At 34.3% G+C, this 16,367-nt stretch carries 19 protein-coding genes and 1 pseudogene; 5 read left to right on the top strand and 15 right to left on the bottom strand.

Annotation, left to right across the window (positions count from 1 at the left end; translation table 11 throughout):
- Window positions 1-313: 313 nt before the first annotated feature.
- The gene (locus ACTJJ9_RS02480; protein ID WP_145580327.1) at window positions 314-688 is read right to left on the bottom strand and encodes a winged helix-turn-helix transcriptional regulator; all 375 of its coding nucleotides are present in this window, start codon (window positions 686-688) and stop codon (window positions 314-316) included.
- 207 nt (window positions 689-895) lie between these two features.
- On the opposite strand from ACTJJ9_RS02480, the gene ACTJJ9_RS02475 reads away from it, so the two are divergent.
- On the top strand, window positions 896-1,600 hold the full coding sequence (locus tag ACTJJ9_RS02475; RefSeq protein ID WP_222124762.1) for an NAD(P)H-binding protein: 705 nt from the start codon (window positions 896-898) through the stop codon (window positions 1,598-1,600).
- A 445-nt stretch (window positions 1,601-2,045) separates the two neighbouring features.
- Here ACTJJ9_RS02475 and ACTJJ9_RS02470 read toward each other — a convergent pair whose 3' ends face one another.
- From ACTJJ9_RS02470 to ACTJJ9_RS02415, 12 genes are all read right to left on the bottom strand, one after another.
- Window positions 2,046-2,396 carry a hypothetical protein gene (locus ACTJJ9_RS02470; protein ID WP_145580330.1) on the bottom strand — a complete coding sequence of 117 codons (351 nt, stop codon included), beginning with the start codon at window positions 2,394-2,396 and terminating at the stop codon, window positions 2,046-2,048.
- Between the two features lie 136 nt (window positions 2,397-2,532).
- Entirely contained in the window at window positions 2,533-2,703 is a 171-nt protein-coding gene (locus ACTJJ9_RS02465) for a hypothetical protein (RefSeq protein ID WP_186324089.1), read from the bottom strand.
- 219 nt (window positions 2,704-2,922) lie between these two features.
- Window positions 2,923-3,303 carry a hypothetical protein gene (locus tag ACTJJ9_RS02460; RefSeq protein ID WP_145580332.1) on the bottom strand — a complete coding sequence of 127 codons (381 nt, stop codon included), beginning with the start codon at window positions 3,301-3,303 and terminating at the stop codon, window positions 2,923-2,925.
- 338 nt (window positions 3,304-3,641) lie between these two features.
- Complete coding sequence (locus tag ACTJJ9_RS02455) at window positions 3,642-4,520, bottom strand: M23 family metallopeptidase (RefSeq protein WP_145580334.1); 879 nt, start codon at window positions 4,518-4,520, stop codon at window positions 3,642-3,644.
- A 675-nt stretch (window positions 4,521-5,195) separates the two neighbouring features.
- Complete coding sequence (locus ACTJJ9_RS02450) at window positions 5,196-5,627, bottom strand: DUF4829 domain-containing protein (protein ID WP_145580375.1); 432 nt, start codon at window positions 5,625-5,627, stop codon at window positions 5,196-5,198.
- A gap of 129 nt (window positions 5,628-5,756) precedes the next feature.
- Window positions 5,757-6,182, bottom strand: a complete 426-nt coding sequence (locus ACTJJ9_RS02445; protein WP_145580336.1) for a DUF2500 domain-containing protein — start codon at window positions 6,180-6,182, stop codon at window positions 5,757-5,759.
- Window positions 6,183-6,331: 149 nt separating this feature from the next.
- Entirely contained in the window at window positions 6,332-6,817 is a 486-nt protein-coding gene (locus ACTJJ9_RS02440; RefSeq protein WP_145580338.1) for a tetratricopeptide repeat protein, read from the bottom strand.
- A gap of 47 nt (window positions 6,818-6,864) precedes the next feature.
- Window positions 6,865-7,314, bottom strand: a complete 450-nt coding sequence (locus ACTJJ9_RS02435; protein ID WP_145580339.1) for a GNAT family N-acetyltransferase — start codon at window positions 7,312-7,314, stop codon at window positions 6,865-6,867.
- Window positions 7,315-7,365: 51 nt separating this feature from the next.
- Window positions 7,366-8,403: a sensor histidine kinase gene (locus ACTJJ9_RS02430; RefSeq protein ID WP_145580341.1), complete on the bottom strand. Its 1,038-nt coding sequence runs from the start codon at window positions 8,401-8,403 to the stop codon at window positions 7,366-7,368.
- Complete coding sequence (locus ACTJJ9_RS02425) at window positions 8,400-9,077, bottom strand: response regulator transcription factor (RefSeq protein ID WP_186324090.1); 678 nt, start codon at window positions 9,075-9,077, stop codon at window positions 8,400-8,402. Before ACTJJ9_RS02425 ends, ACTJJ9_RS02430 begins: the two co-directional genes overlap by 4 nt.
- A 36-nt stretch (window positions 9,078-9,113) precedes the next feature.
- Window positions 9,114-11,279 (bottom strand): ABC transporter permease, encoded by a 2,166-nt coding sequence (locus ACTJJ9_RS02420; RefSeq protein ID WP_145580345.1) that lies wholly within the window; start codon window positions 11,277-11,279, stop codon window positions 9,114-9,116.
- Window positions 11,269-12,048 (bottom strand): ABC transporter ATP-binding protein, encoded by a 780-nt coding sequence (locus tag ACTJJ9_RS02415; RefSeq protein ID WP_170944489.1) that lies wholly within the window; start codon window positions 12,046-12,048, stop codon window positions 11,269-11,271. The genes ACTJJ9_RS02420 and ACTJJ9_RS02415 overlap by 11 nt, the downstream gene beginning before the upstream one ends.
- Window positions 12,049-12,377: 329 nt before the next feature.
- Between ACTJJ9_RS02415 and ACTJJ9_RS02410 the strand changes: the two genes are divergently transcribed.
- Window positions 12,378-12,989 (top strand): hypothetical protein, encoded by a 612-nt coding sequence (locus tag ACTJJ9_RS02410; protein ID WP_145580347.1) that lies wholly within the window; start codon window positions 12,378-12,380, stop codon window positions 12,987-12,989.
- Window positions 12,990-13,075: 86 nt separating this feature from the next.
- Here the strand turns inward: ACTJJ9_RS02410 and ACTJJ9_RS02405 are convergent, their stop codons facing one another.
- Window positions 13,076-13,327, bottom strand: a complete 252-nt coding sequence (locus ACTJJ9_RS02405) for a SunI/YnzG family protein (RefSeq protein WP_145580349.1) — start codon at window positions 13,325-13,327, stop codon at window positions 13,076-13,078.
- A 265-nt stretch (window positions 13,328-13,592) separates the two neighbouring features.
- Between ACTJJ9_RS02405 and ACTJJ9_RS02400 the strand changes: the two genes are divergently transcribed.
- A protein-coding gene (locus tag ACTJJ9_RS02400) for an IS3 family transposase (protein ID WP_440768434.1) occupies window positions 13,593-14,920 on the top strand; the annotation gives its coding sequence in 2 pieces (ribosomal slippage) (window positions 13,593-13,962 and window positions 13,962-14,920; 1,329 coding nt in all).
- Here the strand turns inward: ACTJJ9_RS02400 and ACTJJ9_RS02395 are convergent.
- The gene (locus ACTJJ9_RS02395; RefSeq protein ID WP_145585448.1) at window positions 14,909-15,358 is read right to left on the bottom strand and encodes a hypothetical protein; all 450 of its coding nucleotides are present in this window, start codon (window positions 15,356-15,358) and stop codon (window positions 14,909-14,911) included. The genes ACTJJ9_RS02400 and ACTJJ9_RS02395 overlap by 12 nt on opposite strands.
- 375 nt (window positions 15,359-15,733) lie before the next feature.
- Between ACTJJ9_RS02395 and ACTJJ9_RS02390 the strand changes: the two genes are divergently transcribed.
- Both ACTJJ9_RS02390 and ACTJJ9_RS02385 read left to right on the top strand, forming a co-directional pair.
- The gene (locus ACTJJ9_RS02390) at window positions 15,734-15,934 is read left to right on the top strand and encodes a hypothetical protein (RefSeq protein ID WP_222124800.1); all 201 of its coding nucleotides are present in this window, start codon (window positions 15,734-15,736) and stop codon (window positions 15,932-15,934) included.
- A gap of 250 nt (window positions 15,935-16,184) precedes the next feature.
- Window positions 16,185-16,367, top strand: a pseudogene (locus tag ACTJJ9_RS02385) (IS110 family transposase); the annotation flags it as partial.

Genomic DNA, 16,367 nt, shown 5'->3' with positions numbered 1-16,367 from the left:
CTTTGCGTGAATAAAAATGATTGGAATCTTTTTTTCGGCCAAACTATCTTATAAAACTCACCTCTGAGATGAAAAAGCCGGAGAAATTTTAAGACGAGAAAATTTCATCGGCTTTGACTATTTTTATGAATAATATAAATTCCCCCCGTTCAATTCCAAAAAATACATTTGTCATCATGATATACTCACGAAAATTTACTGGTGATTCATACGTTGCATTATTGACTAATACATTTGCTGTTCCAAGCGTATTTTTAGCTGTATTCTAATAAAAAACAATGTTGTTTTTTATTACTTATCTTTGTCTTCACCTTTACTCTAATTCAACAGAATCCTCCATCTCCTTTTTGATTCCTAATTGTTCTTCTCCCCAATAGAAGATTGCATCTAATAACGGTATTAGTGATAATCCCTTTTCAGATAGACTATATTCTACTTTTGGAGGCACCTGAGGATATTCTTTTCGGATAACTAGTTGATCCTTTTCCAATTCCTTCAATGTATTTGTCAGTGTTTTATAGGAAATAAAGTGAATCATTCGCTTTAACTGATTATAGCGTATTGGAGTATTACTTATATGTAAGGCATATAAAACTGTCATTTTATATTTTCCACCAATTAATGACAGAGTGTAACCAAAACCAGTATTCTTCAAATCTTCATTAAATACATATGATTCTTTTTCCATTTTACACTCTCCTTTAGGTTAGTATCGAACTTAAATTACCGTACTTGTAGAAAGTTATACCATACTATAAAATGACTGTACATCAATAATAAGTACAAAAAAGGGTTATGGAACCTTGAGGCATTTGGCGTCATAACTATACCTAAAAACAATAGAAATTTAATCCATAGCAAAAGTTTAAAATATAATGTGAAAGGACGAGGAGTTATGCTGAAAAACCAATTAGAAATAAATAATGAAAACGAAAACAAAAGCTTGGATGTGTTCATCATAGGGATTACAGGCAAGGTTGGCGGTCTGCTTGCTGAGAAGCTTCTCGTCAAAGGAGATACTGTACGTGGGCTCGTGCGTCGTGATGAACAACAAGTAGCGCTTGCAAAGCGTGGCATAAATACTATAGTCGGAGAGTTAACCAGCATGTCCATTGATGTCCTAGCGACGGCCATCGGGAGCGCAGATGTCGTTGTTTTCAGTGCAGGATCTAATGGCGGAAACGTGGAGACTACAACAGCAGTTGATGATGAAGGTGTGACAAAAGCGATTGAGGCAACTCTCCGAGCGGGAGTTCAGCGTTTTACTCTTGTTTCGGTATTCCCAGAGTCTTGGCGGGAACGAAATCTCGGAGATGAGGTTGAATTTTATTTTGCCGCAAAGAAGAAAGCAGACATCACGCTAAGTCGAAGTAAACTTGATTGGCTGATTCTTCGCCCATCATTACTTGTTGACGATCCTGGAATTGGCACTGTGTCACTGGGACCAGCAGAGCTTCACGGACAGATACCTCGCGCTGATGTCGCCGAAACTCTTGCTGAGTTGCTTCACGAATCTCGGATTAGTCGGCAGATTCTCGAACTAAATACGGGGACTACTCCGATTCGAGACGCGGTTAATTCTAACGTCCGTCGTCTTTAATCATACTGAATCAGAGTGTACAACTGGAATGTAGACAGAGAGAACCTGTAACTAATGATCCAATAGGACTTTTAATAGTCTGACTCCTTAGATGAACAGACATCGAATTGTCTTGGGAGCTATTGCTCACTCGGCCTACTATCTCGTTTCGATACGAAAAATGATCAAAGCGATTAATACCCCAATCGAAACATGAGCATTAAAAAGCTCCAAGGAATCATTCCTTGGAGCCTTCAGCTTGTAGAGAACCCCTTAGTTTTCTAAAAGCTCTATCAGTCCATTCATTAAGAATGAAAGATTGTCCATACGACTATGTAGTAGCTGAAGCAACATATAAAAAAATCATTAAGACTGAGTTTGTCAATCGGCGGCATTTTGATAGTTTAGAAAAGTACCCGAGCTGTATGATTGTAAATACAAATGTATAATTATGACGCTACCTAAGTTATGGTTTTTTAATCCACTTAAGGATAGCCCTAACCAATAATTGACCTAAAAAATAAATGAAAGAAGTAATCAAAATTACTTTATCTCTATCAAAAGGTTTAAACCAATATGTATCATTTTCTATAAACTTAGATGCTAAATAAAATGATATTAGACTTTGAACAATTGAAAGAAGGAATATTTTTAAAAAACTCATATTTCTAGTAGTGATTGCTGCTAAGGTGACAAAAAATAAAAAACCTACAAATAAAAAAGGTGCATTTTGATCTTTCAAGTGCTGACCATATTCGTAAAAGTGGAATAGAAAAGGTACTGGAATTAATAAGATAATATAGTTCAAATATTTCATATTTTGTCTCCTCAAAAAAGTCTACAACTATATATTTTATCACATATGTTAATATATGGTAATGAATAATCTGATTAATATTTCAGTAACAGTTTCTGCTTTTTAAATTATCTGTCTCTTTAGTAAAAAGAGTTTTTTATTTATCTTTTATATTCGTTATTTTAATTACACTATAATAAACAATCCAAAATAGTAGAATGATAAATACTGAATAATTTTTTTTATCCTCTGGCAATAAAACTAAAGCTAGAATAAATAAAAAGACATTAGGAATTAGTAAAATCCAATATAATTTCCGTTTGGTCATTTTTTAAATCATCTCCTTTTGTATAAAAAATGCGATACCTCCTTATTGAAGTATCGCCACACGATAGGTAGACTCTGTAATAACTTATTGCAGATTGGTTAAAAATGATTGGAAATAATTTCGAAATGACTTGTTTACTTAATATAGCTGCTACATTGAAGAAGATTATCGATACATACAACAGAAATAATAACTTTTCACAAAGTAGCAACCCCTTTTTTACTTAGTCACCAAATTCGCTTTCTTCGCCCCCACTAAAATCGTAACAATGATACTACAAATACTAATAATAGCACCTAGAGCCCCGTTAAGAATTACCCAAATACTAGGGATTATAAAGCCTACTAGAACAAGGCCTAAAAATCCAAAAACGAAAAATACCTGATAAATAGCAGATATGATTCTTAGTACGAGAAGATTAAAAAACGAAAAAATCAAAGGTAGTAAAAATAGCACGACTAGTATTCCAGCATTTAACCACATAATGGCTGGTTCATCGAATGAAACAGTATTAGGGCCTGTTGGATATTTAGCAGCTAATAATAAAGCTGTAATAGCTAATATCAAAGTGATAAACACCATAGAAAATCTTTTTACCATAACAAATACTCCTTTTTAGTCTTTACGTATAAAGTCTTTACTCTAAAATATAAACTTAGTAGCTTGCTAGGTGCTTAAGTTAAGTGTGAGACTCCTGCAGGAAGGTGAGACCCGATTTACACTGAGGGAGGATCGACACCTACCACGCAGAAAGCAAACACTGCACATCTATCAAACTAACAACTAATTAAAGGCAACAAAAGTGAGCACTATCACAATTTTTCGTTCAGTGCATTTTTTCACAAACTTGAGTTTTAAAGGTACCCCATTTGTACATAAAAGGTCGCCAAATACAGAAAGATGTACTCTTTCTAGTGTATGTAAAATGATGAGTGAGTTTAAACGGGGCGAATAAAATCTCCTTGAATAGGCTCTAAACCATTCTCAAAACGAATACGAATGGATTGACCATTTGCGTAATGAGGTGAATTCATTACTTGAAAATGCAAATGAGGTTCAGTCGAATTACCGGAATTTCCACATTGCCCTATCAACTGTCCACGCTTTACGGACTCTCCCTCTTTCACAACGATAGAATTTTCTTTTAAATGTGCAAGCATACTATATTCATTGTTTTGATGTTCAATGACAACACAGTTTCCTTCAGGCTGGCTTGTGTCTGTTTCGCCAATTTCATTATCCTTCATTCCATCGATTATTTTTACAACCTTCCCATCTGCTGGTGCGATGATCTCTTTATTAAAGGCATAATAATTTTCCTTTTTGTCCATAGAACCATTGTAAGATTGGCCATCCTTCAACATGATTAAATCATACGCATACCTTTGATCTTCATGGACATAATGATAATTAATAAATTGGTTTGTGCCTCCCCAAAAAATAAACCATTCTTCCTTTATCGGCATAATATAACTATTCTTCGTATATTGTCGGTCACTTTCCGGATAGGTAACAAATGGTGCAAGATATAATCCATGAATCGTGTTACTGCTATCAGACGCAACACTAATGATTTTTTCTCTTTTACTATCTAGCCACAAATATTGCGTTATATTGTTAGTTAGGCTTGTGCTCATTTCTAACGTATAGCTCTCCACGCCACTATTAAAGGACTCTCCAAACTCAATAAATTGCTCGAGTGATACTAATTTTTTAAACTCCTCAGTTGTTTGAGCATAAATGATTGTAAACTCTTTATTTAAGAAGTTATATCCGAAATCTTCAGGTGAGACAATGAATGTATTTCTTTCTGCCATATAAATACCTCCTCATTCTTTATCTATAATACGAGTGAAAATGGGAAAAGTTTCTAGAAATTAACCTTAATTTAACAAATGTTGTGGTTGTTCCTTTGCTGGCCAGTACTTTTGATAAATAAAAAAAGCTACCATTATTGATGGCAGCTTGATATATAAGTAAAAGTACATATTAATTTAATAGTAATTCTTTTCTAATTAAGTTAACGACAATTAAATAGATATAAACCGGAGTTAAGATTGTGACATAGGGGGCCAGCTCATTTAATGGTATATCAAGGCATATAATAAATACTACTCCTACAATGCTATAAGTAATAAATGATAGGATAAGCTTATATTTCCTGGAACTTATTTTACATATTTTTAACAAGACATCATTGATTAAGGTTGTTGGGAGTCCTAATATTAGATAGATCAATCCAAAGAAGAGAGGATAGAACCAAAAAATATGTAATGTAAAACCATAATTATCAGGTGAAAAGAATTCAAGATCAGTAAAAAAATTAGTGATGAAAAGTATAGCTACTGAGACTGGAGATGAAATAAGAATAGCTAGAAGAATTTTATTTAAATAGCTCATTTTCGTACTCCTTTTTTAAATTGTAATCCTTTGATATATTATAATATATTTCCTAAACACTTTTCCCTCTTTTTGAGATTGGAATCCATTGTTTAATATCCCCAGTCATCAACACGCCAATGATCACTTTTACTATCCCTTATTAATATCCACTGCCAATCGGATTGAGTTGAGTTCGGCTCGAAACTTCCATCGCCGCCGGAAGAATTTACTTCAAAGTTAGATAATAAAATAATTACATTTTCTTCCTTTATGCCGTTTGAAGCTCCATTGCCATATTGTAAATAATCTTTAATAAGTCTATCTGATTTGCTTTCCGAATACCATAATTCCGTAAGCTTACATCCTTGAAATGATATGAATTTTTTCTTAACACTTCCTATTGCTTCATTGATTTCCTTCTCAGTAAACTTAGTAGATTCACCAATACTTACTTGAACATTATTGGTTTTACCAATTTGGCTATATATCAAAATTGACAACAAAACGACTATTATACTAAAAGAAAATATGGTCTTTTTCATATTAAGCTCCATTACTAGTTTAGATTTGTTGGAAAATGTTCTTTTACTAGACAAGGAGAATTACTCCTATTTTTTCTTCAATAAACTCAAATGTATCATGAATTACCTTTCCACGATAAACCTGGTGTTTCATTCAACTTTTGTATTCTCCTTCTTAACTTTTTCCCTCGAAAAACCTAAATATCGAGTTCCTTGAAAGGTTAACATCCCAATGTCATCTTCGGAGAGTAAACCATACTCTTTTCCCGAAACATGGAACTCCAAACGGTCACCACTTTCGAACTCGAAAGTTACAAAGTATTTTGTATGTGTGCTTGAAGAATGATGGTGATGGTCATCATGATGATGCATATTTGTACGTCTGGAAACATCTGCTCGCTTTGATGTAACGATAGCTTTTACACTTAGTCTTGGAGACTGCTCATTTTTCTGCCACTGACCAATCCCTTTGAAAGCTGAAAATAATATTCCACCAATAACGAATACAAAAATAATGCCAATAAAAATAGGGACGATTTCAAACATAGGATCATCCATGAAAAAGGGATCTGACATGTAAAAACTCCTTCCGTACATCTATCATTAAATTGCATATGTAGTATATAAAATTTATTCATTCTATTTTAGCATTATTTTCCTATTTGGAAACTATTCAGTTCAATAAAAAATGCGTCACCTTTTGTGGTCACGCAAATTTTCAAAAACTACTCCCAAACTTTGTCTAATTTATCGGAATAGAAATCAATTGCCTTCTTATAACTTATTATTTCAGCGTCATTTGTTGTCTCAATTAAGCATTTTAGTAACAGCTCCATCGCTTTACTATGCTCGTTTAAATTATATAAGGTCATCGAATAGAAGGTTTTCATTGCTCTATTAGTAGGGAATAATTCAATTGCTTTTTGAAAGGTCGTTTTGGACTTTTCATATTCTCCTAATGTTCTATATGTACTACCTAACCCTAAAAAAGCTCCTTCAAGTTCCTCTGAGGACAAACCTAGCTTGATTGCCTTTTCATAAAAAGGTACGGCATTTGCTTCTTCACCTAATACGTCAAAACTCCAGGCGCATTGATAGTTGATCGTGCCATTATCGGGGAACTCCTGTACCAATTTTAAAAGTAATTTATTCGATTCTTTATAATTTCCTTTTTCTCGTAAATTGATTGCTCTCTCTAATTCCCTTTCCATTATTCTTTCATCTCCAATGCGCTATCAGATTATTATTCTCGTAAAGATTATAATTTCTTTTCAAAAAAGGCTAAGGATAATTGTTCATTTACACTAACTTCTTTAATGAGTTGAAATCCATTCTTTTTATAAAAATTTACGGCTGGAGTATTTTTAGAACCAGTTGCTACCTTCATTATTTCAGCCTTGAAATTGCTTTCAATAAAATTTAAAAGCAACTGAGCGATTCCTTTTCTAAAGTGTTTTGGATGAACGATTAGTCTGTGTATATCAATTTCAGCATCGTCCGCTTTGAAAGACAAAGCACCACATAGTTCTTCATCTTCATAATAACCAATGAACGTTTCCTCGCAATTTTGCAACGTATGAACAGTATCCTTTAATGGTGGTATATCATATGAACCTATTATTTCTGCTTCTACCTTATATGATGGTATTTGAATGTTTAAAACGTCTTCAGCGTGTTTTCTATTAGTAATGTCAATTGTTTTTATCATATGGACTCCTTATATAATTATTTTCATCTTTATAAATAATTTTTAAAAAGGCTATTGCTTTACCTTTGGGAATAGTAGTGAGATGGTAAGCCCAGAACCAAGCTCTGATTTTGCTTCCAACTGTATAGCTAAATCATTAGCCATCCTGCTAACTAAAAAGAGTCCCATACCTGTTGCTTCTCTTGTATAAGTACCTCTCCTTCCAGTAAAGCCCTTATCAAAAATAAATGGTAAATCTTCTTCAAATACGCCAGGACCATTATCACAAATATGCAAAATGGTTTGATTACCTGCTTCATCATGCACTGTTTCAAATTGTAATATTGGATGTTCCTGATTTTGTGTAGCGTGCTTCGTACTATTAGTGATGATTTGTTCTAAAATAAAGGCTAATCCTTTCCGGTCAGAGAAAATTTCCGCCTCATCACCTTTGAACTGTATTTGAAAACCTGCTTCATCTAATATTGGTTGATGGTTTTCAATTGTCTGTTTACAAAAAGCTAGTAAGCTTATAGACACAAAAATATAATCCTTATGAGCAGCCCCAAGTCTTGCAAAATAGAGGATGCGCTCTACATCTCCAAGCATCTGCTCTCGAATATGGAGCATACGCTGTCGAACAAGGGGAGACATTTCGTCACTGCGGTTATCTAAAATTAGTGTCATCAAGGAGAGAGGCTTTTTAATTTCGTGAACCCAGCCTTCTATATAATTTTCATACTCGTTCAACTCAATAACTTGCTCATTAAGCTCCGCCTGATAGGATCTTATGGCACTCCCTATTCGACGGATAACAGGCCAATGTGTTCTAGGAGATACCTTGCATAATATTTCTTCATTCGTCTCAGTCGCTTCTAATAAAAAATTTTGAAAGGCAGCTTCTATGATTTTTTGCTTTCTCATAATCATGAATATAGACATCGATATCATCGCTAGAGTAAAAACGATCATTAGCCCTACTAACACCTTAAAGGTTTCTGGGTAAGCCAACCAGGCTAAATAGCTAAATAGGAAACATGTAGCTATGAAAATAAGAAACCAAAGCTTATAAGCATTAAAACTATCATAGATTTGCTTTATCCAGTTCATCGTTCTCCTTGCCCCTTAAGTCTATAACCTTGGCCCCGCACTGTTTCGACTTGATTTTCCAGGTTTAATTGTCGCAGTGTTTTTCGTAAGCGAGTTAGATTTACTTGTAATGCATTTTCATCAATATACTGGTCTGTTCCCCATAAAAGCTCACTCAATGTAGACTTTGATACAACGTCAGGTCTATTCTGTACTAAAGCCAATAAAATTCTGCCTTCATTAGAGGATAATAATAATGATTCAGTTCCCTTATACAAAGTAAAGGTATTTGGGTCTAGCAAAAAATTGCCACCATCTATTAAACCGGGCTGTCCCGCAAATCTTCTAAGCAGGTTTTGAATGCGTGCTAGTAATCGATCTCGATTACATGGCTTTGTAAGATAATCATCTGCCCCTAAATGAAGACCATGTAATTCATCTTGTAATTTATCTCTGGATGTAAGGATCAATATCGGACCAATTCCTTTTGATTTAAGACTTTTGCAAATTTCAAACCCTGATTGTTCCGGTAAATTGATGTCTAATAAGACTAAGCCAGGTGCTAAAGCGACAATTTTAGGAATGATTTCATGGAAGTCATCAATTGCTAACACTTCATAGCCTGCTTTTTGTAACATATCCATTAACTCTTCTCTTAACAATGAATCATCTTCAACAATTATGATCCTCGCCACTTCAGCACCTCCTTCGATGTAATATTTCATAGTTCCTTAATCTATGTTAGGCTTCCACCGCAATTTATCTATTTCATGATCTGCCGAACGGGCAACTGCTACTCCATAAATCACAAAAATGACGATGACAATACATGCAAAGGAAAGGGCAATAGGGTAAAGTAACGCATTATCTTTAAAGTGAATAATAAGAAATGAAATCATCGCTCTTATCCCAACAGCACCACTCACGCACGCAAGAGACATAGGTAAAAGAAAGGTGAGCAATACCTGTCGATGCATCGACTTTTTCATTTGGTTACGTTTTGCCCCTAACATCGAAAGCGTTACATAGCGTTGTCCAGTCTGCTTCATCTGTGTCAAAAATTGTAAAGCCAATAACGTACAAGCAATAATCAAGAATAAGAATCCCATATATAAGACGGTATAGCTTCCGGCAACAACATAGAAGAGCTGGCGTCCAAAGTTTTGTAAATAACTTTCAAACTTGAAGCCGGCAGATTTTAATACATCTTTAGCCTCCATCATTGGGGTCATTAAACCTTGTTCGTCTTGCAGCTTTTGCGGAATGCGAAAATTCCAATATGACACATAGGTTTCCGTATCTAATAATTGTTTAAACATATCGTCAGGGACGATAAATGCCGAAAAAATTGGTACAGAACGGTCTGCTACTAATCCTCTCATTGGCAGGGAGGGGCGTATATAGATTGCTTGGTCATGAATGCTCATCAAGCTTTGCCCTTCATTAGCGGCCCTTTCAAGAATCCGATCTAGTACAGGCATGCTCTCAAGATTCTTCATAGGCATAAAATCTGGATTAAAGTATAAAGCAATTTCATTTGATTGCAGGTCCAGAGGTTTTTCTCCGATCGCCTTTAAAAGTCCGTTATAAGATGATTCAGGAATAAGGTAAGGTGTTCTTGTATCCATCTCCAGAACTCCAAAAAGATTAAGTGCTTCTGGGTTTTCCGAGCTGACACTATAACTTTGCGCTTCTCCAGATAAAATCTGCTCCTTATAGTTGCTTGGCAAAGCCATAATAATTTGCTCTCTTAATTTAGACCAATCAACTAATGACAATGGCATTCCATCTTCTGTTTGCTTATCCTGATGTTTCATCTTTCCAATTTCCAGGAGGTTTAAGTCCTCTACATATGGTACCATTTTTTCTGATGTAAGAAATTGCTTAATTTTCTGATTATCCCCATTAACGGTAAAATCATATACAGAGGAGGTTCTAGTAAAAACATTTTCTAAACTTATAACAGATGAAGTACCGTTTGCTATTAAAATAATAGACAATGTGATGAGAATAGAGGTTACAGCAACAGAAATATATCTATTTGCAATGTTCTCTTGAAATTGCCTTAATGTAAATGTGTGTAGATCTTCAGTTGATTTATGCTTAAACAAGCCTGCCAATAAGCCTAATAATTTTCCTAATCCCTTCATAAAAAGGATCGTTCCTACACTTCCAAGAGCCAATGCCACAAACAGAAGCAGTCCTCCAAAATCCATAAAGCGATATAAAACAATCCAATAGGCAACACCTAATAAGACAGAACCTACTAATATAGTAAGGATATTGCCTTTAAAATGCCCCATATTTTGCTTCTTATCCATTTGCCCATAAAGCAATTGCTGAACCTCTTGATTAAATAACTTTCCACCAAGAATGACTAATGCGAGAAACTGGATGAATAAAAACCCAATGATCGTAGAGATAACCGCACCTACTGATAAGCTTAGTTGATGACCGATAATTCCTTGTCCTACTAATCTAGAAACTGCTAAACTAATTAGTTCTGCTAAAAATGCGCCAATGAAAAGACCTAAAATGAGGGCGAAAATAGACGTAATGAACCCTTCTGCTAGAAGATGAAGAATAAGGCGCTCCTTGCGCATTCCTAGCATGAGATAAAGCCCAAACTCTTGACTTCTTCGATGTAATTGGTACCGATTCGCAAACAAAATCAAGAAAAACAATAAAAATAACGCAAATGCATATACAATTGGCATTTGAGCTAGCAGTTTATTAATGGAATCACTCTCAAACTCCTTCAGAAATAAAATAACATCCTGTCTACCAAGTGAAAGAATAATATAAAACGACGCAATTGCTGTTACAAGCGTTGCAAAGTAAATGAAATTCTCCTTACGACTACGTTTTGCATTACGATAAACAAGCCTAGAGAACATTTGCACTTCCACCTCCAAGCTGAGCCATTAACTGCAAAATTCGATCATAATAGTTCGCGCGAGACTCGTCATGCTTGCGTCGCAGCTCATGAAAGATGACACCATCTTGGATAAAAAGAATTCTAGAGCAAAAGCTTGTTGCATTCGGATCATGGCTAACCATCAAAATCGTTCTTCCACTTTCATGATTAATCCCCTCAAGCTTATTCATTAAGATTCGTGCAGAACGTGTGTCCAATGCTCCTGTCGGTTCATCTGCAAGAACAATATCTGGATCCGTAATTAAACAACGTGCAGCTGCTACCCGCTGTTTCTGTCCTCCAGACATTTGAGAGGGAAATTTATTGAGAATATCCGTAATTTCAAAGAAACTTGATAAATCATCTAGCTTAGCACGTGCCTTTGCAAAGTCCATCCCGTGAATAGACAGGGGTAATAGGATATTTTCTTCTCCAGTTAAATTGTCAAGCAGTGCAAAATCTTGAAACAAATAGCCGATTCGACTCCCCCGATACTCCGCTAAATCCTTACTATCAAAAGCACTGATGTTTTTTCCATTTAAAAGCACACGCCCAGAGGTTGGTTTTATAATTGTGGCAATACAGTTTAATAATGTTGTTTTACCAGAACCGCTTGGCCCCATTATACCTAAGAATTCTCCTGGGAGAATGTCAAAGCTAACACCGTTTAAAGCCTTTGTTACATTGTCTTGTTTACCATAGTTTTTTTGTAAGTCTTGAACCTCTAGTAATTTTCCTTGTCCGACCACTGTATATGACTCCTTCCATATGATCATTTTCGAAATTGCTAGCGAATGAGCTATACACATTATAACCAGTTATAATAGGCGAAAAATACTTACAGATGATGCAAGGATTGATGGGGCTGGTTTTATTAGTGTTGGAGAAATGGCTTAAAAATTACAAGTAATGCATTGGGGGGCATTTTAAGAGTTGTTAGCTAAGGGAAAGTAAATTCAACTGCGAAACAAAATGAGGATTTGCCGATGTTGTTTTATTTTTGAAAAGCCTGTTTCTGTATATAAAATGATAAAATTAAGAAACCAAGAATTGACTTTTTAAGAAAGGTGGGGGGATTTTGACTAAAATATATATTGCTCAAGACGAATTTAATTCGGACGAAGAATATATTTTATTTGAAAACATACAAAAAGTATCTAAATTATATATTGGACCTTCAGAATATGATGATTACGATAACGAAACAAGACAATTTTTATATGATTTTATATGCAAACAAGCTTTATTCCCAGTTTATCTTACATTTGAACCCTACAATGATTTAACTGAAGAAATCAAAAATACATTCCAAAAGGAGTGTATTCCATACTCTTTAAGATGTGAAAGTACAAAAAAGAAAAGCTTCCCCGTTTTCAACGCTATCATAAATGACGCACATACATTAAAGCTTATTTTAGATGAAACTTTTTGGATTGCTTCGTCCAATCAATTTTATGCATTTTCCTTCTCTGATCATATTAGGTACAAATTGGCGATTAAAAAAGGCATTTTTGGAGGCGAAAAGCCATATATGTTGCCGTGCTTTAATATGAAAGATACTACTACCATTATTAAGCTATGGCACGATGGACAAGGGTTTCACCTTTATACAAATGACCCCCGATATTCAACAATAGAAATGCTAACTAATCATTTGCCAAACGGGACGATAATAGAAAATAAGGTATAAAGAGGAGGGGATTCTCCTCTTTATTGCTTTTGACGGTTTGTTTTTTATCATATATCAGGTACAGTAAACTAAAAACCTATTTTGTTTTAAGATAGAATTTCTCTTTTAATTGAAGTAGGGTTAGAAGTATAAAGAATAAAAGTTTTTGTCTTTGTCTTAATGACTACTCTATCAGTAGTCCCATATGGTGTTCCAATTCTGATAGCCTCTTTTTCCACACCGCCATATGTTTCATCTAAGCTTACATCAAGAATGTCAGATATAGGTATTTCAACCTTTGAAAGCTGCCACTTAATAATAACGGAATCATTTGATTTCATAACATGTAAACCAAGCATATGGTTCGCCCTCCTAATTAAATAGACTAATCAAGCTATGTAATATCTATATACTTTATACGATCGTACGTTAAAAACGTTTCGTTTTATCAACTGAAACTACCAGTTTAGTACAATGAAACTTCAAAAAAAGCCAATCCGTCATGGATTGAACTGTATCCCGAATAATGGACACTTTTAAAAAAGTCCATTATTCGGGATTTTTGTGTTTTATCATAAAAAAACCTTTATAATCAAAACAAATAGAGTGAACGGGGAATGAGATATGAGTAAAATTATTTTTAATGAATTTCAACGTAAACAGCTAGAGAACAACCCAAATGTAAATCATGTATCTGATCGATCTATCTCGTACAAACCTGAGTTTAAAATCGCTGCCATTAAGGAAAATCAAAATGGCAAAGGGCCAATGGATATATTCATTGAACATGGATTTGACTTAGACATAATTGGTTCTGAAAAGCCTCAACAATGTTTAAAGCGTTGGAGAAAAACTTATGAAATGTATGGTGAGGAAGGTTTTAGAAATGAGCGTCGCGGAAAGGGAAGCACAGGACGTCCATCTTCGAAGGATCTTACTTTAGAAGACAAACTTAAAAAAGCAGAAGCACGTATTGCCTTCTTAGAGATGGAGAACGACTTTTTAAAAAAGTTAGAAGAACTAGAGAGGAAGGCGAAGAAACAAGACTAACATTATCAGAGAAGTTCCAACTAATTGAGGAGACTATTCGTAAACATGGTCTAATTAGGATGGTTTCCTATCTTTGTGAATTAGCTGCAGTAAAACGCAAAAGTTATTATGCCTGGCTTAAAGCTGAACCTAAGCGTATCAATAGAGAATGTAAGGATGAGCAGGATTTTATTCTAATAAAACAAGTCTATGATGAAAAAAATGGTAAATCAGGTGGACGAGCTATAAGAATGGTTCTAGAAAATGACTATTTTACTGTGATGAATCTAAAGAAAATCTATCGTATTATGAAGAAATTCAATCTAAAATCAAAAATTAGAAGGTCAAACCCTTACAAACGAATCGCACAGGCAACACAAGAACACCGAACTTGTTCTAATATACTGAATCGAAATTTTGCACAAAACGAGCCTGGTAAAGTGTTACTTACTGACATCACATATCTTTATTTAGAAAACGGAACACCTGTTTATTTATCATGTGTTAAAGATGGGTCTACACGTGAAATATTGGCTTATTATCTCTCAACCACATTAGAAATGAGGCTTGTTTATCGAACACTTGATAATTTAATTGATGCATTGGACGGAAACATCCACCCTGAAGCTATTCTCCATTCTGATCAAGGATTTCATTATACAAATCCAGAGTATCGACGAAGGATTAAGAAACTCGGGTTTATTCAATCAATGTCTCGGAAAGGAAACTGTTGGGATAATGCACCAATGGAATCATTTTTTGGCCACTTAAAGGATGAAATTGATACTTCTTCATGTCAATCTCTCACACAACTAAGAGAGGTAATTGAGGATTATATAGTTTACTATAATTCATACCGATATCAATGGGGATTAAAAAAGATGGCCCCGGAACAGTACCGAGGCCATCTACTAAGTGCATAAAGGACTTTTTATTAACTGTCTATTTTTAAGGGTACAGTTCAGATTAGCGGTAGCCTTTAGTTTATTTAATAGCTCGTTAATTGTTTTCGCCGAACTCTTTGATAGAGTATAGATAGTATTAGTATCATGTGAATTCATGATTGTTCCGTGTTCTTCACTTAGCCAAAGAAAATATGTTTCGTCTTCTAGTTCAACCTTATATTGTGGATCAACCATATTTACGATGCCTGTTTCTTTTTTTGCTTTGCTAAAGCCTTTTAAAATATCCCGAACGACCTTTGAATCTGTAATTGTAATCAACGAATCCTTCTGAGCAGACGAAAAATTCTTCATTTCATAAATGTTTACCTCTTTTATATTTTCAGTACCTTTGTTACAGCCAACTAAACTTAGTATAAAGATACAAGTTAAAACTAGCATTACGAAGTGTTTTTTCATTAATATCCCTCCATATTTTTTAGACGATGTTCCCTTAGATAAGTTACCGTTTTATTCCATTAGCTTGTTTTTTTATTTATAGGTCAATTAGTAGAGATTAGTACAATTATTTGTGAAGCGATGGAATATAACAAAGAGGTTGTATTTACTTATTATGATAAAGGAGATATTTAAGCTTTATATCGGACAAATTCATTTATAGATACAATCAGGCATGGATTAAGCCTAATAGATAATCATATAGATGTATTTATAATTAAGTTTGAAGATGTACTAGGAGTAGATTTTCACGAGGTGGAATAAGTATTCATATAATAAGTGAAAAGGAAGAAGATTTTTCCAGTTGTGGATGTGAAATATGGATATTGGTGCAAATTGATTCAAAAAAGACACCCAACTATAAAAAGTGGTTATATTAAAAAGATTTACTTTCATGGTAATGGTGGAGCTGATTATTATTTTATATTCTTTACATTAACGAATGGAACTGACGTAGAAATTGCTCAATTTCGTAGAGTAGGCGATGAAAATTGGAAACAGGTCAATATAAAACCTGAAGAAGAGTGTTTAACATAATTAATAGGCTTATAAATTATATACTTATTTTTCACCATTCTGCATCTTGTATTCAATAAACAGATAAAGTGATCTTCAAATCGAAGATCCTTTTTCTGTGTCGATACCATCACAAATGTTGACTTGATAAGAGGCAGCATTCCTGTAATAAGTGAAAATGAAATTTGATAGAAAAAAGACCTCTTGATAAGATAAATGTGTCCTGAGCCGGCCAGCTAAAGGAACAAAACATCTACTCGGAGGTCTCAAAATGAATTATAACCAAAATCATAAAATAGCTCAAATAACACCGAAAACCTTAATCATTGGTATTGATATTGCCAAACATCATCATGTAGCTAGAGCACAAGATTATCGAGGAATAGAACTTGGTTCTACTTGTTTTTTTGAAAATACACAAGAAGGATTTAGCTACTTCATAGAGTGGATTAAT

Source organism: Metabacillus sp. 22489 (genome assembly GCF_052044855.1).
GTDB lineage: Bacteria > Bacillota > Bacilli > Bacillales > Bacillaceae > Metabacillus > Metabacillus niabensis.
The sequence above is the reverse complement of the archived record's forward strand: the minus strand, read 5'-3'. Positions and strand labels throughout refer to the sequence as shown.